The organism is Streptomyces sp. NPDC107562, from assembly GCF_055657325.1.
The window spans coordinates 889,504-908,307 of record NZ_JBVKBE010000002.1 but is presented as its reverse complement, the minus strand read 5'-3'; the positions used below and the strand labels follow the sequence as shown (position 1 = coordinate 908,307).

Below are 18,804 nucleotides of genomic sequence, written 5' to 3'. Positions count from 1 at the left end.
GCACGACCATGTCGATCGACGTCAACAACGAGTCCGGAACCGAGGTCGACGAGCAGGCGATCCTCGACATCGCCCGCTACGCGCTCGCACGGATGCGCATCCACCCGCTCTCCGAGCTCTCGGTGATCGTCGTGGACGCCGACGCCATGGAGCAGCTGCACATCCAGTGGATGGACCTGCCCGGCCCGACCGACGTCATGTCCTTCCCGATGGACGAGCTGCGCCCGCCGACGAAGGACGACGACGAGCCGCCGAACGGTCTGCTCGGCGACATCGTGCTGTGCCCGGAGGTCGCCGCCAAGCAGGGGGCCGAGGCCCCGACGCAGCACTCCATGGACGAGGAGCTCCAGCTGCTCACCGTCCACGGAGTGCTGCACCTGCTCGGGTACGACCACGAGGAGCCCGACGAGAAGGCCGAGATGTTCGGCCTGCAGGCGGCCATCGTGGACGGCTGGCGTGCGGAGAAGGGCCTCACCGGCCCCTCCCCGGCCCCCACCGTGTCATGAGCCTCCCGCTGGTCACCGGCGCCGTCGCACTGGTCGTCGTCGCCTGGCTCGCCGCCTGCGCGGAGGCGGGCCTCGCCCGCGTCTCCAGCTTCCGTGCCGAGGAGGCGGTCCGCTCCGGCCGGCGCGGGGGCGCGAAGCTCGCCCAGGTCGCCGCCGACCCCACCCGTTATCTCAACGTGGCACTGCTGGTCCGCGTCGCCTGCGAGATGGCCGCCGCCGCCCTCGTCACCTACGCCTGCCTGAACGAGTTCAGCAGCACCACCGAGGCGCTCCTGATCGCCATCGCGGTCATGGTCCTCGTCAGTTACGTCGCGGTCGGTGTCTCCCCGCGCACCATCGGCCGCCAGCACCCGCTGAACACGGCGACCGCGGCGGCCTACGTCCTGGTCCCGCTGGCCAGGATCATGGGCCCGATCCCGTCCCTGCTGATCCTCATCGGCAACGCCCTCACCCCCGGCAAGGGCTTCCGGCGCGGACCGTTCGCCTCGGAGGCGGAGCTGCGCGCCCTGGTCGACCTCGCCGAGGCGGAGTCCCTGATCGAGGACGACGAGCGCCGCATGGTGCACTCGGTCTTCGAGCTCGGCGACACCCTCGTACGGGAGGTGATGGTCCCGCGCACCGACCTCGTCGTCATCGAGCGCTACAAGACCATCCGCCAGGCCCTGACCCTCGCCCTCAGGTCCGGTTTCTCGCGCATCCCGGTGACCGGGGAGAGCGAGGACGACATCGTCGGGATCGTGTATCTGAAGGACCTGGTCCGCAAGACGCACATCAGCCGGGAGGCCGAGACCGAGCTGGTGTCGACGGCCATGCGGCCGGCCGTCTTCGTGCCGGACACCAAGAACGCCGGTGACCTGCTGCGCGAGATGCAGAAGGAGCGCAACCACGTCGCCGTCGTCATCGACGAGTACGGCGGCACGGCCGGGATCGTCACCATCGAGGACATCCTGGAGGAGATCGTCGGCGAGATCACCGACGAGTACGACCGCGAGCTGCCGCCCGTGGAGCCGCTCGGTGAGGGCCGTCACCGCGTCACCGCCCGCCTCGACATCGGCGACCTCGGCGAGCTGTACGGGCTGGAGGCGTACGACGACGAGGACGTGGAGACGGTCGGGGGACTGCTGGCGAAGGCGCTGGGCCGGGTCCCGATCGCCGGGGCCACGTCCGTGGTCGAGCTGCCGGACGGCCGGCTGCTGCGGCTCACCGCCGAGGCCGCCGCCGGCCGCCGGAACAAGATCGTGACCGTGCTCGTGGAGCCGGTGGCCGCAGCGGATCCACCGCAGGAGGCGAAGCCGGAGTGACGCCCGAGGAGCTGCGCGCCCTGTGCCTGACGTTCGACGCCGCCGTCGAGGAGTTCCCGTTCGGGCCGGAGGCCTCGGTGTTCAAGGTGGCGGGCAAGATGTTCGCGCTGAGCTCCCTGGGCGCCCGCCCGCTGACGGTGAACCTCAAGTGCGACCCCGAGGACGCGGTGCGCCTGCGCGCCGACCATCACGGTCTGATCTCTCCCGGCCGGCACATGAACAAGCGGCACTGGAACACCGTCACGGTGGACGGCTCGCTGCCCCGCCGTCTGGTCCGGGAGCTGATCGAGGACTCCTACGACCTGGTGGTGGCGGGCCTGCCGCGGGCCGAGCGGCTGCGGCTGGACCGCCCCTGAACCCGGCCGCCTGCCTCCGTATGCTCGGGACATGACCGAGAGCAACGCGCTGGATCCCGAGGACCGCAAGATCGTCACCCTGGCCCGCTCGGCCCGGGCTCGCAACGGCGTCCCGGAGGGTGCCGCCGTGCGGGACGAGACGGGGCGTACGTATGTCGCCGGGACCGTCGACCTGGATTCGCTGAGCCTCAGCGCCCTGCGGACCGCCGTGGCCATGGCGGTGGCGTCGGGCGCCAGGTCGCTGGAGGCGGCGGCGGTCGTCACGGAGGCCGCGTCCGCGTCCGCGGAGGACCTGGCGGCCGTGCGGGACCTGGGCGGCCCGGGGACGCCGGTGCTCGTCGCCGGACTCGACGGGACCGTACGGCTGACCGTCCCCGCGAGCTGAGGGGGCCCAGGGCCTGTCGTCGTGGCCTCTCGTCGAAGGCCGGAAATACGCCTTGCCGCCGTGCGCCACCGGCGTATCAATGGAATCGTAAGTTCCGACGGACCGTCAGATCCGAGCCCGCTCGCGTGTCCGCACCCCGCGGCGCGGGTGGTCCGCCGGTGCACCTCCCGCCCATCCCCCCACATGGCATTCCCCACCAGGGAAGGGAGCCCCCCATGAGAGGCAAGCGCATTGCGTCCGGTGCGGCACTGACGATCGGCGCCCTCGCGGTGACCGGAGTCCTCCTCGCACCCACGGCCCTCGCCGTCACGCCGGAGTCGGCGACCCTCACCGCCGACTGCGGCAGCTTCGGCGGCGGCGAGGGCACCCTCACCGCCACCCAGGACGGCACCGCGGCCACCATGACCCTCACGTCCACCGCGATCACCGCGCCCATCGGTCTCGGGGCGGACTCGATCGCCTCCACGCTCACCCTGGTCGAGGGCGGCGGCGGCACCACCGCCTTCACCGGCACGAAGAACCCGGCCATGGCGGCCGGTGACCCCGTCACCGTGGGCCCGCTCAGCGGCACCGTCGCCTCCGGCGACAGCCTGGAGGCCTTCGGCGGCTCGCTGCGGATGTCCGTCTTCGGCATCACCCTCACCTGCACGGCGACGGGGCCGCAGTCGCCGGGACCGTTCGTGTTCGACTGATCCACGCACCGTCGTGACCCCGGCCCGGTCGGTGCCGGGGTCACGCTGTGCGCCACGGCTCCGGCGATCAGGGAGAATGGGCGCCATGAGCGTTCGTACCCCGTCATCCGAGCAGCCGGCCGAGACTGTCCACAGGGCCGGCTTCGCCTGCTTCGTGGGCCGCCCCAACGCGGGCAAGTCCACCCTCACGAACGCACTGGTCGGGCAGAAGGTCGCGATCACCGCGAACCAGCCGCAGACCACGCGGCACACGGTGCGGGGCATCGTGCACCGGCCCGACGCCCAGCTGATCCTGGTGGACACCCCCGGGCTGCACAAGCCGCGCACCCTGCTCGGCGAGCGGCTCAACGACGTGGTGCGCACGACCTGGGCCGAGGTCGACGTGATCGGCTTCTGTCTGCCGGCGAACGAGAAGATCGGCCCCGGCGACCGGTTCATCGCCAAGGAGCTCGCGGGGATCAAGAAGTCGCCGAAGGTCGCGATCGTCACGAAGACCGACCTGGTCGACAGCAAGACCCTGGCCGAGCAGCTGATCGCGATCGACCAGCTCGGCAAGGAGCTGGGCATGGAGTGGGCCGAGATCGTGCCGGTCTCGGCGGTCGGGGACAAGCAGGTGAAACTGCTGGCGGACCTCCTCGTCCCGCTGCTCCCCGAGGGCCCGGCCCTCTACCCCGAGGGCGACCTCACCGACGAGCCCGAGCAGGTCATGATCGCGGAACTGATCCGCGAGGCTGCGCTGGAGGGTGTGCGCGACGAGCTGCCGCACTCCATCGCCGTCGTCGTCGAGGAGATGCTCCCGCGCGAGGACCGCCCGGCGGACAAGCCGCTCCTCGACATCCACGCCAACGTCTACATCGAGCGGCCCAGCCAGAAGGGCATCATCATCGGCCCCAAGGGCAAGCGTCTGAAGGAGGTCGGCATCAAGTCCCGCCGCCAGATCGAGGCGCTGCTCGGCACCCCCGTCTTCCTGGACCTGCACGTGAAGGTGGCCAAGGACTGGCAGCGCGACCCGAAGCAGCTGCGCAAGCTGGGCTTCTGAGCCGTCGGCCGCGGGGCGTGCTTCAGCGCCGGGCGCGGAGCAGCTCCCGGTACCAGTGGTACGAGGCCTTCGGTGTCCGTTCCAGCGTCGCGAAGTCCACGTGCACCAGCCCGAACCGGCGCGCGTACCCCTCGGCCCACTCGAAGTTGTCCAGCAGCGACCACACGAAGTACCCGCGTACGTCGACCCCTGCCGCGAGCGCCGCGTGCAGCGCGCGCACATGGCCGTCCAGATAGGCGATCCGCGCCTCGTCGTCGAGCCCCTCGTAGGAGCAGCCGTTCTCGGTGACGACCACCGGCGGCAGCCTGTCGCCGTAGCGGTCCCGGAAGCCGGTGAGCAGCTCGGTCAGCCCCTCCGGCACCACCGGCCAGCCGAAGTCCGTCACCGGCACGCCCTCGATCTCCCGCACCGAGAAGGGCAGTTCGGCCGGCAGCCGGACCCCGCCGAACTCGATCTCCGCGCCCTCCGGCGCCCCCACCCTGGTCGGCGCGTAGTAGTTGATCCCGTACCAGTCGAGCGGCTCGGCGATCACCTTCAGGTCGGACGCCACGTCCCCCGGCATCAACTCGCCGAGCCCCGCCGGGTATTCGCCCAGCAGCAGCGGGTCGGCGAACAGCCGGTTCAGCAGGACGTCGTAGAAGTCCGCCGCCTCGACGTCCGCGCTCTGCGCCGACGCGGGCCAGGTCGGTCCGTGCGAGTTGGCGATCCCGATGTCGGCGGCGCCGGCCGCGCGCAGCGCCTGTACGGCCAGTCCGTGCGCCAGCAGCTGGTGGTGGGCCACCGGCAGCGCGTCGAACAGCAGCCGTCCGCCCGGTGCGTGGACGCCGAGCGCGTGGCCCAGCAGGGTGTGTTCGGCGGGCTCGTTGAGCGTGATCCACTTCGTGACCCGGTCGCCGAGCCGCTCCGCGACCACCCCCACGTACTGCGCGAACCGGGCCGCCGTGTCCCGCTCCAGCCAGTCGAGTCCCACCGGAAGGTCCCAGTGGAAGAGCGTCGGGACCGGCCGCACGCCCGCCCCGCACAGCTCGTCCACCAGCCGGTCGTAGAAGTCGAGGCCCCCGGCCGAGCGCACCCGGGGCCAGGAGATCGAGAAGCGGTACGCGTCCACCCCGAGGTCCGCCAGGAGCGCCACGTCCTCGCGGTAGCGGTGGTAGTGGTCGCAGGCCACCGTGGCGGTGGACCCGTCCTTCACCCGCCCCGGCTCGGCCGTGAAGGCGTCCCACACGGACGGTTCACGCAGCTCGGTCGCGCCCTCGATCTGGTGCGCGGACGTCGAGACGCCCCACAGGAATCCGGCCGGGAACGGGGGTACGGGGTTCGTCGCCATGCGCGGATCATCGGCACCGGCGGTGATCCAAGTCAACGGCGCGGCCCGAAGCCGGAGTTACGCACCCTCCTTCAGGACCCGGGAGATCAGTCCGCGCTGTTCCTCGGTCAGCCGGGGGTCCGCGCAGTACACCGTCCTGCCGTCCACCGTGATCCGGTAGCTGAAGCCGTCCGGCACCCCGGTGGGCGGTGTGTTCCCGCCCGCCGTGAGCGCCCGCTCGGCGAGGGCGTGCCACTCGTGCGCGTCGGGCCGCCCCGAGGTGTCCACCTCGGCCTGCCGCTCGATGCCCGCGAACCCGCCCGTGCGCCGCACCTGAATACGCATGGGTCCCTGTCTAGTACGAACCTGCCCGGCGGGGAAACGGCGGGGCCTACAGCGTCCGCACCCCGACCTGCTCCCAGGCCTTGGCCACCGCTCGCAGCTCCTCGCTGCCGTCGCCGAACCTTGCCCTGGCGGCGGCGGCGGTCAGCGTGGCGAACTCGGCGAACATCGCGTCCTCCTTCAGCTCGCCGCCGGTCAGCACGTCGTACCAGATCTGCCCCGCCCGCTCCCAGGCGTGCCCGCCGAGGGCGGTGGCGGCCAGGTAGAAGGCGTGGTTGGGGATGCCCGAGTTGATGTGGACGCCGCCGTTGTCACGTCCGGTGCGGACGTAGGCGTCCATCGTCGCGGGCTGCGGGTCCTTGCCGAGGACGTCGTCGTCGTACGCCGTGCCCGGGGCCTTCATCGAGCGCAGGGCCACGCCGGACACGCGCGGGGCGAGCAGTCCCGCGCCGATCAGCCAGTCGGCCTCGGCGGCGGTCTGGCCGAGCGTGTACTGCTTGATCAGCGCGCCGAAGACGTCGGAGACGGACTCGTTGAGGGCGCCGGGCTGGCCGAAGTAGGTCAGGTTCGCCGTGTACTGGGTCACGCCGTGGACGAGCTCGTGGCCGATGACGTCGATCGGGAGGGTGAAGTCGAGGAAGATCTCGCCGTCCCCGTCGCCGAAGACCATCTGCTCGCCGTTCCAGAAGGCGTTGTTGTACTGCTCGTCGTAGTGCACGGTCGCGTCGAGCGGCAGTCCGGCGCCGTCGATCGAGTCGCGGCCGTAGGCGGCCAGGAACAGCTCGAAGGTGGCGCCGAGGCCCGCGTAGGCGCGGTTGACCGTGGCGTCCCGGCCGGGCTCGTCGCCCTCGGCGCGGACCTTCAGGCCGGGCAGGTCCGTGCGGTGCCGGGCGTCGTGGATCGTGCGGTGCGGGGTGCCTTCGGCGGCCCCGGCGGGCTGGGCGACCGCGGGGGCGCCGATGACCGTGGTGAGGCGGCGGTGGGTGCGCTCGTAGGCGTCGCGCTGGAGGGTCTGGCGGGCCGGGCCGGACAGCGCCGGGTCCTCGGAGCGGGCGAGCTGGTCGAGGACGTGCGGCGGGACGATGGTGCAGAAGGTCGCGGTCATGCCCGCACCTTTGCACCGAGTCAGTGGCCTGTCACCATCCGCAACCTCGATTGGTGAAATATGGGGATGTGGCGGCCGAGGCCGGTCGCGCTGTGTTATTCCGTGCGGCGGTGTGGGGGTTCTCGCGCGGTTCCCCGCCCCCGTTTCGGGCACGCGGTCCCGCATACTGATACAGGACCGCGCGATCCGGAAGGGCTCGACTAGCATGCTGCGCATCATGCGTTTCGGGCTGCTTCTTCTTAGCTGCCGCGGCGAGGGCCTGTAGTCGAGGCCGACCCCCTCCCCGCGGAGCTTGGTGTTGCGTCGTCGGCCGTCCTTCCGGACACCGGATTCCACCGGATTTCTCGAGGAGCCCACGCCACATGGCAAACCGCCAGCAGCCCAGTTCCCTGCCGATCCACAAGTACGGCCGGTACGACCAGGTCGACATCCCCGACCGCACCTGGCCGCAGAACCGGATCACCACCGCGCCGCGCTGGCTCTCCACCGACCTGCGGGACGGCAACCAGGCCCTGATCGACCCCATGTCGCCGGCGCGCAAGCGCGCGATGTTCGACCTGCTGGTCAGGATGGGCTACAAGGAGATCGAGGTCGGCTTCCCCGCCTCCGGTCAGACGGACTTCGACTTCGTGCGGTCGATCATCGAGGACGAGGACGCGATCCCGGACGACGTGACGATCTCGGTGCTGACCCAGGCCCGTGAGGACCTGATCGAGCGGACCGTGGAGTCCCTCAAGGGCGCCAAGCGCGCCACCGTCCACCTGTACAACGCCACGGCGCCGGTCTTCCGCCGGGTGGTCTTCCGCGGATCCAAGGAAGAGATCAAGCAGATCGCCGTCAACGGCACCCGGCTGGTGATGCAGTACGCGCAGAAGCTGCTCGACCCGGAGACCGAGTTCGGCTACCAGTACAGCCCGGAGATCTTCACCGACACCGAGCTGGACTTCGCGCTGGAGGTCTGCGAGGCGGTGATGGACGTCTGGCAGCCCGGCCCGGGCCGCGAGATCATCCTCAACCTGCCGGCGACCGTCGAGCGCTCCACGCCCTCCACGCACGCCGACCGCTTCGAGTGGATGGGCCGTCACCTGTCCCGCCGTGAGCACGTCTGTCTGTCCATCCACCCGCACAACGACCGCGGTACGGCTGTGGCGGCGGCCGAGCTGGCGCTGATGGCCGGCGCCGACCGGGTCGAGGGCTGTCTGTTCGGGCAGGGCGAGCGCACCGGCAACGTCGACCTGGTCACCCTGGGCATGAACCTGTTCTCGCAGGGCGTCGACCCGCAGATCGACTTCTCCGACATCGACGAGATCCGTCGTACGTGGGAGTACTGCAACCAGATGGAGGTCCACCCGCGCCACCCGTACGTGGGCGACCTGGTCTACACGTCCTTCTCCGGCTCCCACCAGGACGCCATCAAGAAGGGCTTCGACGCCATGGAGGCCGACGCGAAGGCCAAGGGCGTCACCGTCGACGACATCGAGTGGGCGGTGCCGTACCTGCCGATCGACCCCAAGGACGTCGGCCGCTCCTACGAGGCGGTCATCCGCGTGAACTCGCAGTCCGGCAAGGGCGGCGTCGCGTACGTGCTGAAGAACGAGCACAAGATGGACCTGCCGCGCCGGATGCAGATCGAGTTCTCGAAGATCATCCAGGCGAAGACGGACGCCGACGGCGGCGAGGTCACCCCGAAGGACATCTGGGCCGTCTTCGAGGACGAGTACCTGCCGAACCCGGACAACCCGTGGGGCCGGATCCAGGTCAGGACCGGCCAGTCGACCACCGACACGGACGGCGTGGACAAGCTCACCGTCGAGGCCACCGTGGACGGCACGGACACCGTCCTGTCGGGTATCGGCAACGGCCCGATCTCGGCGTTCTTCGACGCCCTGCAGTCGATCGGCATCGACGTCCGGCTGCTGGACTACCAGGAGCACACGATGAGCGAGGGCGCCTCCGCGCAGGCCGCCTCGTACATCGAATGCGCGATCGAGGACAAGATCCTCTGGGGGATCGGCATCGATGCGAACACGACACGTGCGTCGCTGAAGGCGGTCGTCTCGGCCGTCAACCGGGCGGCTCGCTGACCCCTCTGACCGGGCGTTTCGGGTCCCGTCCGCCGATTCTGTGGCGGGCGGGACCCCGTCGTTTACCAGCCAGGTCACGGAGAGGTCTCGTCCGGGGTGCTGACTCCACCTCACGGATGTGGCTAACATCACGCCAGCGCGGCGATGTTGCCGTGGGGTTACGGAGGTGCGACGTGCTGCCAGTCCGGGGACGAAACGGCCGTGCCGCCAGGCGTGCGCGCGTACTGGGCACCCGCACCGCGTGGACGGCCGTCGGGGACGGCGAGTTCTTCTGCCCCGGCTGCGGGGGCGACCGCAACTACCAGCGGCTGACCGGGCGTCGGCGCTTCACGCTGCTCGGCCTGCCCGTGCTGCCCCGCGGGGACACCGGGCCCGTCGTGGAATGCGCGGCCTGCCGCCGGCACTTCGGCACCGACGTCCTCGACCACCCCACCACGACGCGCTTCTCCGCGATGCTCCGCGACGCGGTGCACACCGTCGCCCTCGCGGTGCTGGCCGCGGGCGGCACGCGCACCCGCCCGTCGCTCACCGCGGCCGCCGGCACGGTCCGCGCGGCCGGGTTCGAGGACTGCACCGAGGAGCAGCTGAACGCGCTCGTGGAGGCGCTGGCCGCGGACACCGGCCGGGTCGCCGGCGCACCCTGCGGTCCGGGCCTGGCCATAGAGCTGCACGAGGCGCTCGACCCGCTCGCCCCGCATCTCGCCCCGGCGGGACGGGAGTCGATCCTCCTCCAGGGCGCCCGCATCGCCCTGGCCGACGGCCCCTACACGGCCGCCGAACGCGAGGTCCTCGCCACCGTCGGCGCCGCCCTCACCATCACCTCGGACGAGGTGACCCGCCTCCTGGCGACGGCCCGCACTCCCTCCTGACACCCACGCCGCTCACCGTGGCGTGCGCGAGCGGGGCGGTGACATTGGGGACGATGTGATCGGCATCCCGTCACCGACCCCGAGGGGCCCACCCGATGAGACCTCCCCGACGTGCCTTCCTGACCGCCGCGGCCGTCCTCGTCCCGCTCGTGTTCAGCCCGTTCACCGTCACCCTGCCGGCCTCCGCCGCCCGCTGCACCTCCTCGGTGCCCTACACCGCCGGGACGGGCGGCTACGCGGCCTTCCGCATCCCCGCGGCCGTGACGACCCGCGAGGGCACCGTCCTGGCCTTCGCGGAGGGCCGGCGGGGCGGTTCGAGCGACTCCGGCGACATCGATGTCCTCGTACGCCGCTCCCTGGACGGCGGCTGCACCTGGGGGCCGCTCACGGTCGTCGTCGCCGGGAAGGGGGACACCCGGGGCAACCCGGCGCCCGTCGTCGATCCCCGCACCGGTGCGGTCGTCCTGCTCACCTCCTACAACAGCGGCGCCGTGACGGAGGCGCAGATCATGCGGGGCGAGGTGACGCCCGCGCAGAGCCGCCGGGTGTTCGTGCAGCGCAGCACGGACGACGGCCGCACCTTCAGCGCCCCGCGGGAGATCACCGGCTCCGTGAAGCGGGCCGACTGGCGCTGGTACGCCACCGGCCCCGGGCACGCCGTCGCCCTCAGGCGCGGACCGCACGCCGGCCGCCTGGTGGTCCCCGCCAACCACTCCGTCGCCCCGCCCGCCGGTTCCCCCGACACCGGTCAGGAACCCCGCTACTACGGCGCCCACGCCCTCTACAGCGACAACGGCGGCGTTAGCTGGCGGCTGGGCTTCGTGGACGACTCCTACGACGGCCTGGACAACGCCAACGAGAGCACGGCCGCCGAACTCCCCGACGGCACGCTCTACTTCTCCGCCCGCGACCAGCACGGCACCAACGCCGGCCACCGTCTCGACAGCCGCTCCACCGACGGCGGCCGCACCCTCGACCGGCCCTACGCCGCCCAGTCCACCCTGAGCGACGTGCCCATCGTCCAGGCGAGCGTCCTCCAGCCCGACGCCCCGAACGCCCCGTTGCTCTTCTCCGGCCCGTCCGTGCCCACCGCCCGCCAGGCCATGGCGGTGTGGCGCAGCACGGACGCCGGCGCGACCTTCACCAAGGCGCTGACCCTGTCCGGGCAGCCGGCCGCCTACTCCGACCTGGTGCAGGTCGGTCCGGACACCCTCGGCGTGCTGTACGAGACGGGAGCACAGGGAACGCACGAGCGCATCGAGTTCCGGACGGTCCCGCTCGCCGACCTGACGGGTCTCTAGGGCCCGTCTCGCGTCTGCCGGACAGGCCCGTGGACCCGCCGTCAGAGCAGGCCCGCCGCCGCGAGGAACTTGCCCACCCGCTCCACCTCCTCCGGCGACAGCGGCACCTGGGGCTCCGCCGTCGCCGGGCAGTCGATGATCCCGCGCAGATGCAGCGCCGCCTTGAACGCGCCGAGCCCCGAGGAGCTCCCGCCCATCCGGGAGGGCGCACCGACGCCGACGAGGCCGAACAGGGCGCACAGCCGGTCCTGTTCGGCACGGGCGCGTTCCTGGTCGCCGGCCCGGCACAGCCGGTAGAGCCGTACGTAGCCGTGCGGGTCGACGTTCGCGAGGCCCGGCACGGCCCCGTCCGCGCCCATCGCCAGGGCCGCGTCCACGACGGTCTCGGACCCGGTCAGCACGCTGAAGCCGGAGGTGCCGGCGTGGGCCTGCAGGCCGGTGAGGACCTGACGGAAGCCGGTCATGTCCCCGCTGGAGTCCTTCAGCCCGGCCAGCACGCCGTCGGCGGCCAGCTCCAGGACCAGCTCCGCGGGCAGCTTGCTGTGGACGGCGACCGGGATGTCGTACGCCAGGACCGGGACGGGGGAGGCGGCGGCGACGAGCCGGTAGTGGCGGGCGATCTCCGCCGGGTGGGTACGGGTGTAGAAGGGCGCGGTGACGACGACGGCGTCCGCGCCCGCCGCCGCGACGGCCCGGACGTGGTCCAGGACGCGTGGGGTCGTCATGTCGATGGCGCCGGCCAGCAGCGGGAGCCGCCCGCCGAGGTGACCGGCGACGGCCTCCACGACGAGGGTGCGCTGCCGGTCGGTCAGATAGGCGGCCTCGGAGGTCGAGCCGAGGACGAACAGCCCGTGCACGCCACCGGCCACCAGATGGTCGACCAGCCTCAGCAGCGAGCGGACGTCCACCTCGCGCTCCGGTGTCAGGGGCGTGCAGACGGGCGGGACGACACCGGTGAGCGGAGAGGGGAAGGTCATGCGGGTTCCTTTGGTGCCTGGGCCTGGCCGACGAGTTCTCGGGTCGACTCTTCCTCTCCCACCGGATGGTGGCACCGGAAACGATGCGTCGGAGTGGCGGCCGCGGAAAATCCGGGCATCGACCCGGCGCACACCTCGTCCGCCTTCCAGCAGCGGGTGCGGAACGGACAGCCGCTCGGCGGCCGCGTCGCCGACGGGACCGGGCCGGCCAGCGGGATCGGGTCGACCGGGTCGAGCAGGCCGGGCGTCGCCGAGAACAGCGCCCGGGTGTACGGGTGCCGGGCGTGGTCGGTGACGCGGCCGGCCGGGGCCACCTCCACGATCCGGCCGAGGTACATGGTGATCACCCGGTCGCTCATCCGGCGTACCGTCTGGATGTCGTGCGACACGAACACCAGGGCCAGCCCCAGCCGCTCCTTCAGGTCCAGCAGCAGGTTGAGGATCTGGGCGCGCACCGAGACGTCCAGCGCGCTGGTCGGCTCGTCGGCGACCACCAGCTCGGGGTCGAGGGCGAGCGCGCGGGCGATGGCGACGCGCTGGCGCTGGCCGCCGGAGAGCTGGCCCGGCAGCCCGTCGGCCAGGGCCTTCGGCAGACCGACCAGCGCCATCAGCTCGCGTACCCGCTCCTCGCGCCCGGCGGTCGTGCCGCGCCCGTGCACGTCCAGCGGGTCGCGCAGGATCTGCCGTACCGTCAGCCGCCGGTTCAGGGCGGTCGAGGGGTCCTGGAAGATCATGCCGGTGTGGCTGCCGACGGCCGTGCGGCGCTCGCCGGGCGCCATGGCCCACAGGTCACGGCCCTGGAAGGACACCGTCCCGGACGTCGGCGGCTCGACGCCCACCAGCACCTTCGCCAGCGTCGACTTGCCGCAGCCGGACTCGCCGACCACGCCGACCGTCTCGCCCGGCGCGACGGACAGGTCGGCACCGGTCAGGGCGTACACCTTGTCGCGGGTCAGCAGCCCGCCGCTGCGGGCCTTGTGCACGACGTGCACGTCGGCGAGTTCCACCAGTGCGTTCACGTCACGACCTCGCTCTCCGCCTCGCCGCTGTTCACCAGCTGGATCGCCGGACGGTGGCAGGCGGCCGTGTGCGTCCGGGTGCCCGTCAGACCGGGGGCGGTGCTCCGGCAGATCTCGCCCGCCAGCGGGCAGCGGTCCGCGAACCGGCAGCCCGCCGGGAAGTCCGCCGGGGACGGTACGACGCCCTTGATCTGCGTCATCCGCTCGGCCGCCCCCTCCAGCGACAGCACGCTGCCGAGCAGTCCCCGCGTGTAGTGGTGGGCCGGCGCCTCGACGACGTCGGCGGTCACGCCGGTCTCCACGATCTGCCCGCCGTACATCACCACCACCCGGTCGGTGACGGCCGCGACGAGCGCCAGGTCGTGCGAGACCAGGATCAGGGCGAAGCCCAGCTCCTCGCGCAGCCGCAGCAGCAGTTCCATGATCTGCGCCTGCACGGTGACGTCGAGCGCGGTGGTCGGCTCGTCGGCGACGATCAGCTTCGGGTCGCGGGACAGGGCCATGGCGATCAGGACACGCTGGCGCTGGCCGCCGGAGAGCTCGTGCGGGTAGCTGCGCAGGGTGCGCTCGGGGTCGAGGCCGACCAGGGTCAGCAGCTCGGCGGGGCTGCGCCGGCCACCGCGCCGTACGAGCTGCCGGAGCTGGGCGCGGATGGTCATCGCCGGGTTCAGCGAGGAGAGCGCGTCCTGGTAGACCATGGCCATCTCGTGACCGAGCAGCCTGCGCCGGACCCGCATCGGCTCGCTGAGCAGGGGCCGCTGGTGGAAGCGGACCTCGCCGCGCACCCGGGCGCCCTTCGGCTGCAGTCCCATGACGGTGAGCGCGGTCAGCGACTTGCCGCAGCCGGACTCACCGACCAGGCCGAGCACCTCGCCCGCGCGCACCTCGAAGCTGATGCCGTCGACGATGTCCACGCCGTGGTGCCGGGCGGGGAAGCCGATGGCGAGGTTCTCGACGGCGAGCACCGGACCGCCGCCGGGCAGCGGGCGGGCGCGGGAGCGCAGCCGCAGGGCGGCCTGGGTGAGGCCGGGGAGCGGGGTGACCTTGCCGCTGCCGGGCTCGGGTGCCTCCAGCTGGTCCTGGGGGGTCTCGACCTCGCGGGGGGCCGGAGCCGCCCACGCGTCCGACACGCCCTCGGACAGGATGTTCAGCGACAGCACGGTCACCAGCATCAGCAGCCCGGGGAACACGGTGGCCCACCAGCCGCCGGTCAGCACCATGTTCTTGCCGTCCGCGATGACGCTGCCCCACGAGGGGTCGGGCGGCCGGACGCCGGCGCCGATGAAGGACAGCGAGGCCTCGAAGACGACGGCCTCGGCGACCTGCACCGTGCAGAACACGAGGACCGGCGCGGCGCAGTTGACGGCCACGTGCCTGATGACGATGTGCGGGGTGCGGGCGCCGATGACCCGTTCGGCCGTCACGTAGTCCTCGCCGTACTGGTCGAGGATGTTCGCCCGTACGACGCGGGCCACCGGCGGGGTGAACAGGAACGCGATCGCGCAGATCAGCACCGTGATCCCGCCGCCGAACACGGCGACCAGGACGGCGGCCAGCGCGATCCCCGGGAACGCCATCACGACGTCCAGGCAGCGCATCAGCGTCTCGTCCACCGCCTTGCGGGAGGTCGCCGCGACCGCCCCGATCAGCGAGCCCACCAGCAGCGCCAGCGTGGTGGCGCCGAGCCCGATGGCGAGGGACCAGCGGGCGCCGTGGATCAGCCGGCTGAGGATGTCCCGGCCGAGGCTGTCCTGGCCCATCCAGTGCGCGGCGGAGGGGTGCCCGGTGCCGTCGACGGGTGGCAGCTGCTCCAGCGGGTCGTAGGGCGCGACCAGCGGTGCGAACACCGCCACCAGCACCACCAGCGCGAGGAAGCACACGGCGACCTTCGACAGCAGCGGCAGCCGGCGCCAGCCGCGCAGCCGGACGCCGGGGCGGGAGAGCGCCTCGGTGAGGCTCTTGCGCGAGAACATCAGGCGGCATCCCTCAGTCGCGGGTTGACCAGCAGGTAGAGGATGTCGATGACGAGGTTGACGACCACGAAGCCGATCGCCGTGGTCAGGACGACGCCCTGGACGACGGCCGGATCGCCGTTCTTCACGGCGTCGATCATCAGCTTGCCCATGCCGGGCAGCGAGAAGATCGTCTCGATGACGACCGCGCCGCCGAGCAGGTAGCCCACGCGCAGCCCGAGGACGGTCAGCGGGTTGATGAGGGCGTTGCGCAGCACGTTGCGCCCGACCACCACCCGTGGCGGCAGCCCGCTGCCGATGGCGGTGCGGACGTAGTCCTTGTCCAGTTCCTCGACGACGGCGGTCCGCACGATCCGGGTCAGCTGCGCGGCGACCGGCAGGGACAGCGCGAGGGCGGGCAGCGTCATGGTCTGCAGCCAGCCGGTGACGGAGTCCCGCGGGTTGATGTAGCCGCCGGTCGGGAACCAGCCCAGGTCGACGGCCAGGTACTGGATCATCAGCAGCGCCAGCCAGAAGCCGGGCGCGGCGACGCCGGTCAGGGACACCACCCGGATGATCTGGTCCGGCAGCCGGCCGCGGTAGATCGCGGCGAGCACCCCACCGACCAGCGACAGCACCACCGCGATGCCGAGGCCCAGGAAGGTGAGCTGCAGGGTGAGCGGCAGCGCGGTCATCACCTGGTCGACGACCTCGCTCCGGGTGAGCGCGCTGGTGCCGAGGTCGCCGTGGAGCAGATCGCCGAGGAAGGCGACGTAGCGCACCGGCAGCGGGTCGAGCAGACCGTGTTCCGCGCGGAAGTCGTGCAGCTGCTGGGCCGTGGGGTTCGCGCCCTGGAAGAACGCGGACGCCGGGTCGACGTCCGAGAACCGCATCACCAGGAACACGAACAGCACGATGCCCAGCACCAGGGGCACGAGCAGCAGGACACGGCGGGCCAGGATCCTGACGACGGCGGCCACCGGCTAGGCCCACCTGGCCTGGAGGACGTTGATACCCGGGTACGGCTGGGCCCTTATCCCGGCCAGGTCGCTCGGGTCCCAGGCCGTCATCAGCTCGTTGTGGACGACCGGGTAGAGCACCGCCTGCTCGGCGACGACGTCGACGTAGTCCTGGATCATCGCCTTCTTGCGGGCCGCGTCGGGCTCCCTGGTGGCCCGGTCCATGTCCTTGAAGAGCTGCCGGGCGACCGGGTCGCCGGCCCAGCGGGCGTACCCCATCCAGAGGTTCTGGGGCCCGTAGTTGTAACGCATGATCAGGTCGGCGTCGAGACCGAACTGGTTGGGGTTCGAGGCCGCGGCCACCACCTGGTAGTCCTGCTTCTGGTCCATCTTGGTGAAGACGGCCGTGGTCTCCTGCGGCGACAGCGTGGTGCGCACCCCGATCGCGTCCCAGGACGACTTGATCGTCGGCAGGCAGTCGACGATCCAGCTGACGTTCACGGCGAGGATCTCGATCCGCAGCCCGCTGACCCCGGCCGCCTTCAGCAGCGCCCGCGCCCTGTCGGGGTCGTGGTCGTAGACGGTCCTGGCCCGCCGGTACGCGGGATTGGCCTCGTCGAGGAACGACGAGGACGGCTTGCCGTGCCCCTTGAGCGCGACCTCGACCATCTGCTCGGAGTCGATGGCGTAGTGCAGCGCCTGCCGGACCCGTACGTCGTCGAACGGCCCCCGCGCCGTGTTGAACATCAGGAAGAGGTTGTTCATCCCGAAACCGCCGGCCACCGTCAGGCCGCCGCTCTCCAGCACGCCGATGTTGGCGTAGGGGATGTTGTCCGCGATCTGCGCGCCCGCGCTGCCGCCGGAGATCTTGGCCACCCGGGGCGCGGCGTCGACGATCGTCAGCCAGTTCATCTTCTTGAAGGCCGCCCTGCGCGGCCCGTTGTAGCCCGCGTACGCCTCGAAGGTCGTGTTGGACTTCGGGTGGTGCGCGCTCTGCCGGTAGGGCCCGGAACCCACGGCCAGCCCCGCGATCGCGTCGTTCCAGGCGCCGGGCCGGGAGAAGACGTGCTTCGGCATGACCTTGGCCAGGGTGAGCCGGGCGGCCCCTTCCGGGAAGGGGAACTTCAGCAGCAGCTCGACGTTGCGCTCGTCGATCTTCCGTACGTCCTTCAGCCAGGGTTCGAAGAACCCCTTGACCAGGGTCTGGGTGTCCGGGTCGAGGATCCGGTCGAAGACGAAGACCACGTCGTCGGCGGTGACGGGCCTGCCGTCGTGGAACGTGGCGCCCGGGCGCAGGGTGAACCTCCAGGAAGTGGCGCCGAGGTCCGCGGGCACCCGGGTCGCCAGCGCGGGGTACGGCTCCCGGGAGATCGGGTCGGTGTCGAGCAGCCCCTCGTAGATGTGGTTGTTGGCCGCCATGCAGAACGCCGACGCCGTCTGCGTCGGGTCCCAGGTCCCGTCGTTCCCGTAGCCGATGACCGCCGTCAGGGTCCGGTTCGGGCCCTCGCCGCCGTCACCGGTGTCGTTCGTCGACTCGGGGCCCGCCGAGCAGGCCGCCAGCGACGCCGGGAGGGCGCAGGCGGCGGCGAGGGCGCCGGAGTGCTTCAGGAACGACCGGCGGTGCGGCGCCGGCACGTCGTGGGTCACGTCGCGCACGGGTCCTCCGAAGAGTGTGGGGGGAGGCGGTCGGATGAGTCCGCGTCACTCGGACGACGGGTCGGACGACGCGTCGGATGAGGGGGAGGTACGACGTCCTACGTCCCGCGGTGTGCGCGACGATAGGAGGGGCCGTGAGGGCGGTCAAGAGAGCGCACACGAATGGGGTATCCGCCACCGGCCGCGCCCATGGCGGCGCGGAACAGGGGGAGTTGACGCGACGCGGCGCACACCGCGACCGGACCGCCCGGCGCCCGCGACCGCCCGGACGGACCGCCCCCCGCGCTCACCGGTCACCGTCATCGCGCCATCATCACCGCGCCGCGCGCCCGCGACGTGGAGGGCGCGCAGCGCGTGACGGCAGTTCACTTCCGTGGCGGAGAGGGCCGGCGACCAGGTACCGGCCGCCGTCCAGGACCGACACGCCCCGTGGACCACCCCTCGCCCGGAACCGGTTGCCCCCGGGGAGGCGAAGAGGTTCGAATGACTCCATGACGACGGCGGGCGGGTGGGACGAGCGGATGCCGGGCGTGCTCCGGCTGCCCTCGGGCCGGCTGGTCCGGGGCCGGGGCCTGCGGCGCCCCCTCGATCCCGCGGCGCCCGCGCCGTCGTTCGGCCTGTACCTCCTCGGCGAGCCACCGCCCGCCTTCCCCTGGGAGTCCCGCTGGATCTCCTGGCCCGACTTCCGTCTTCCCCGGGACCGGACCGACGCGCGGGCGGCGCTGGCCGGCGCCTGGCGGCGGGCCGGCGGTGAGCGCGTCGAGATCGCCTGCGGCGGCGGACGCGGGCGCACGGGGACGGCGCTGGCCTGCCTGGCGGTCCTGGACGGCGTACCGCCGGAGGAGGCCGTGGCGTACGTCCGGGCGGGCTACGACCGCCGGGCGGTGGAGACGCCCTGGCAGCGGCGGTACGTGCGCGGCTTCGGCGCACGGTGAGGCCCCGCGTACCCCGGGCG

At 72.0% G+C, this 18,804-nt stretch carries 18 protein-coding genes; 10 read left to right on the top strand and 8 right to left on the bottom strand.

What is annotated here, in order from left to right; genetic code table 11:
* The first annotated feature begins 8 nt into the window (after positions 1–8).
* The 6 genes from ybeY to era all read left to right on the top strand — a co-directional run bounded on the left by ybeY (position 9) and on the right by era (position 4,279).
* Positions 9–506, top strand: coding sequence for an rRNA maturation RNase YbeY (gene ybeY / locus ACZ7LV_RS09900; RefSeq protein ID WP_471937588.1), 498 nt, complete (start codon positions 9–11; stop codon positions 504–506).
* Positions 503–1,807, top strand: a complete 1,305-nt coding sequence (locus tag ACZ7LV_RS09895) for a hemolysin family protein (RefSeq protein ID WP_471937586.1) — start codon at positions 503–505, stop codon at positions 1,805–1,807. Before ybeY ends, ACZ7LV_RS09895 begins: the two co-directional genes overlap by 4 nt.
* On the top strand, positions 1,804–2,163 hold the full coding sequence (locus ACZ7LV_RS09890; protein ID WP_471937584.1) for an MmcQ/YjbR family DNA-binding protein: 360 nt from the start codon (positions 1,804–1,806) through the stop codon (positions 2,161–2,163). Before ACZ7LV_RS09895 ends, ACZ7LV_RS09890 begins: the two co-directional genes overlap by 4 nt.
* A gap of 31 nt (positions 2,164–2,194) precedes the next feature.
* Positions 2,195–2,548, top strand: a complete 354-nt coding sequence (locus ACZ7LV_RS09885) for a cytidine deaminase (RefSeq protein WP_401677060.1) — start codon at positions 2,195–2,197, stop codon at positions 2,546–2,548.
* A 215-nt stretch (positions 2,549–2,763) separates the two neighbouring features.
* Complete coding sequence (locus tag ACZ7LV_RS09880; protein WP_471937581.1) at positions 2,764–3,240, top strand: hypothetical protein; 477 nt, start codon at positions 2,764–2,766, stop codon at positions 3,238–3,240.
* Between the two features lie 85 nt (positions 3,241–3,325).
* Positions 3,326–4,279, top strand: coding sequence for a GTPase Era (era, locus tag ACZ7LV_RS09875; protein ID WP_401677056.1), 954 nt, complete (start codon positions 3,326–3,328; stop codon positions 4,277–4,279).
* A 22-nt stretch (positions 4,280–4,301) separates the two neighbouring features.
* On the opposite strand, the gene ACZ7LV_RS09870 is transcribed toward era, so the two are convergent.
* From ACZ7LV_RS09870 to ACZ7LV_RS09860, 3 genes are read right to left on the bottom strand one after another with little or no spacing between them, the layout of a single operon-like run.
* Positions 4,302–5,606: a GH1 family beta-glucosidase gene (locus tag ACZ7LV_RS09870; protein WP_471937579.1), complete on the bottom strand. Its 1,305-nt coding sequence runs from the start codon at positions 5,604–5,606 to the stop codon at positions 4,302–4,304.
* A 57-nt stretch (positions 5,607–5,663) separates the two neighbouring features.
* Complete coding sequence (locus ACZ7LV_RS09865) at positions 5,664–5,930, bottom strand: protealysin inhibitor emfourin (RefSeq protein WP_471937576.1); 267 nt, start codon at positions 5,928–5,930, stop codon at positions 5,664–5,666.
* Positions 5,931–5,976: 46 nt separating this feature from the next.
* A complete protein-coding gene (locus ACZ7LV_RS09860; RefSeq protein WP_471937574.1) occupies positions 5,977–7,032 on the bottom strand; it encodes a M4 family metallopeptidase in 1,056 nt (351 codons plus the stop codon).
* Positions 7,033–7,394: 362 nt separating this feature from the next.
* Between ACZ7LV_RS09860 and leuA the strand changes: the two genes are divergently transcribed.
* The 3 genes from leuA (at position 7,395) to ACZ7LV_RS09845 (ending at position 11,286) form a co-directional block, all read left to right on the top strand.
* A complete protein-coding gene (leuA, locus tag ACZ7LV_RS09855; RefSeq protein WP_471937572.1) occupies positions 7,395–9,116 on the top strand; it encodes a 2-isopropylmalate synthase in 1,722 nt (573 codons plus the stop codon).
* Between the two features lie 173 nt (positions 9,117–9,289).
* Positions 9,290–9,985 carry a TerB family tellurite resistance protein gene (locus ACZ7LV_RS09850; RefSeq protein WP_401677047.1) on the top strand — a complete coding sequence of 232 codons (696 nt, stop codon included), beginning with the start codon at positions 9,290–9,292 and terminating at the stop codon, positions 9,983–9,985.
* A 95-nt stretch (positions 9,986–10,080) separates the two neighbouring features.
* Positions 10,081–11,286, top strand: a complete 1,206-nt coding sequence (locus ACZ7LV_RS09845) for a sialidase family protein (RefSeq protein ID WP_471937570.1) — start codon at positions 10,081–10,083, stop codon at positions 11,284–11,286.
* Between the two features lie 41 nt (positions 11,287–11,327).
* Here the strand turns inward: ACZ7LV_RS09845 and ACZ7LV_RS09840 are convergent, their stop codons facing one another.
* The 5 genes from ACZ7LV_RS09840 to ACZ7LV_RS09820 are packed head-to-tail and all read right to left on the bottom strand — an operon-like array spanning position 11,328 to position 17,849.
* Positions 11,328–12,263, bottom strand: coding sequence for a dihydrodipicolinate synthase family protein (locus ACZ7LV_RS09840; RefSeq protein WP_471937568.1), 936 nt, complete (start codon positions 12,261–12,263; stop codon positions 11,328–11,330).
* Positions 12,260–13,282 (bottom strand): oligopeptide/dipeptide ABC transporter ATP-binding protein, encoded by a 1,023-nt coding sequence (locus ACZ7LV_RS09835; protein WP_471937566.1) that lies wholly within the window; start codon positions 13,280–13,282, stop codon positions 12,260–12,262. The genes ACZ7LV_RS09840 and ACZ7LV_RS09835 overlap by 4 nt, the downstream gene beginning before the upstream one ends.
* Positions 13,279–15,255 carry a dipeptide/oligopeptide/nickel ABC transporter permease/ATP-binding protein gene (locus ACZ7LV_RS09830; RefSeq protein WP_471937564.1) on the bottom strand — a complete coding sequence of 659 codons (1,977 nt, stop codon included), beginning with the start codon at positions 15,253–15,255 and terminating at the stop codon, positions 13,279–13,281. The genes ACZ7LV_RS09835 and ACZ7LV_RS09830 overlap by 4 nt, the downstream gene beginning before the upstream one ends.
* Complete coding sequence (locus ACZ7LV_RS09825) at positions 15,255–16,214, bottom strand: ABC transporter permease (protein ID WP_471937562.1); 960 nt, start codon at positions 16,212–16,214, stop codon at positions 15,255–15,257. Before ACZ7LV_RS09825 ends, ACZ7LV_RS09830 begins: the two co-directional genes overlap by 1 nt.
* 3 nt (positions 16,215–16,217) lie before the next feature.
* Positions 16,218–17,849 carry an ABC transporter substrate-binding protein gene (locus ACZ7LV_RS09820; RefSeq protein ID WP_471937560.1) on the bottom strand — a complete coding sequence of 544 codons (1,632 nt, stop codon included), beginning with the start codon at positions 17,847–17,849 and terminating at the stop codon, positions 16,218–16,220.
* A gap of 491 nt (positions 17,850–18,340) precedes the next feature.
* Between ACZ7LV_RS09820 and ACZ7LV_RS09815 the strand changes: the two genes are divergently transcribed.
* Positions 18,341–18,784: a protein-tyrosine phosphatase family protein gene (locus ACZ7LV_RS09815; RefSeq protein WP_471937558.1), complete on the top strand. Its 444-nt coding sequence runs from the start codon at positions 18,341–18,343 to the stop codon at positions 18,782–18,784.
* The last annotated feature ends 20 nt before the right edge of the window (positions 18,785–18,804 follow it).

Excerpts from the sequence above, each read along its gene's own strand:
- ybeY (WP_471937588.1), top strand. The coding sequence starts at position 9 with ATGTCGATCGACGTCAACAACGAGTCCGGAACCGAGGTCGACGAGCAG.
- ACZ7LV_RS09895 (WP_471937586.1), top strand. The coding sequence starts at position 503 with ATGAGCCTCCCGCTGGTCACCGGCGCCGTCGCACTGGTCGTCGTCGCC.
- ACZ7LV_RS09885 (WP_401677060.1), top strand. The coding sequence starts at position 2,195 with ATGACCGAGAGCAACGCGCTGGATCCCGAGGACCGCAAGATCGTCACC.
- ACZ7LV_RS09880 (WP_471937581.1), top strand. The coding sequence starts at position 2,764 with ATGAGAGGCAAGCGCATTGCGTCCGGTGCGGCACTGACGATCGGCGCC.
- era (WP_401677056.1), top strand. The coding sequence starts at position 3,326 with ATGAGCGTTCGTACCCCGTCATCCGAGCAGCCGGCCGAGACTGTCCAC.
- ACZ7LV_RS09870 (WP_471937579.1), bottom strand. The coding sequence starts at position 5,606 with ATGGCGACGAACCCCGTACCCCCGTTCCCGGCCGGATTCCTGTGGGGC.
- ACZ7LV_RS09865 (WP_471937576.1), bottom strand. The coding sequence starts at position 5,930 with ATGCGTATTCAGGTGCGGCGCACGGGCGGGTTCGCGGGCATCGAGCGG.
- ACZ7LV_RS09860 (WP_471937574.1), bottom strand. The coding sequence starts at position 7,032 with ATGACCGCGACCTTCTGCACCATCGTCCCGCCGCACGTCCTCGACCAG.
- leuA (WP_471937572.1), top strand. The coding sequence starts at position 7,395 with ATGGCAAACCGCCAGCAGCCCAGTTCCCTGCCGATCCACAAGTACGGC.
- ACZ7LV_RS09845 (WP_471937570.1), top strand. The coding sequence starts at position 10,081 with ATGAGACCTCCCCGACGTGCCTTCCTGACCGCCGCGGCCGTCCTCGTC.
- ACZ7LV_RS09840 (WP_471937568.1), bottom strand. The coding sequence starts at position 12,263 with ATGACCTTCCCCTCTCCGCTCACCGGTGTCGTCCCGCCCGTCTGCACG.
- ACZ7LV_RS09830 (WP_471937564.1), bottom strand. The coding sequence starts at position 15,255 with ATGTTCTCGCGCAAGAGCCTCACCGAGGCGCTCTCCCGCCCCGGCGTC.
- ACZ7LV_RS09815 (WP_471937558.1), top strand. The coding sequence starts at position 18,341 with ATGACGACGGCGGGCGGGTGGGACGAGCGGATGCCGGGCGTGCTCCGG.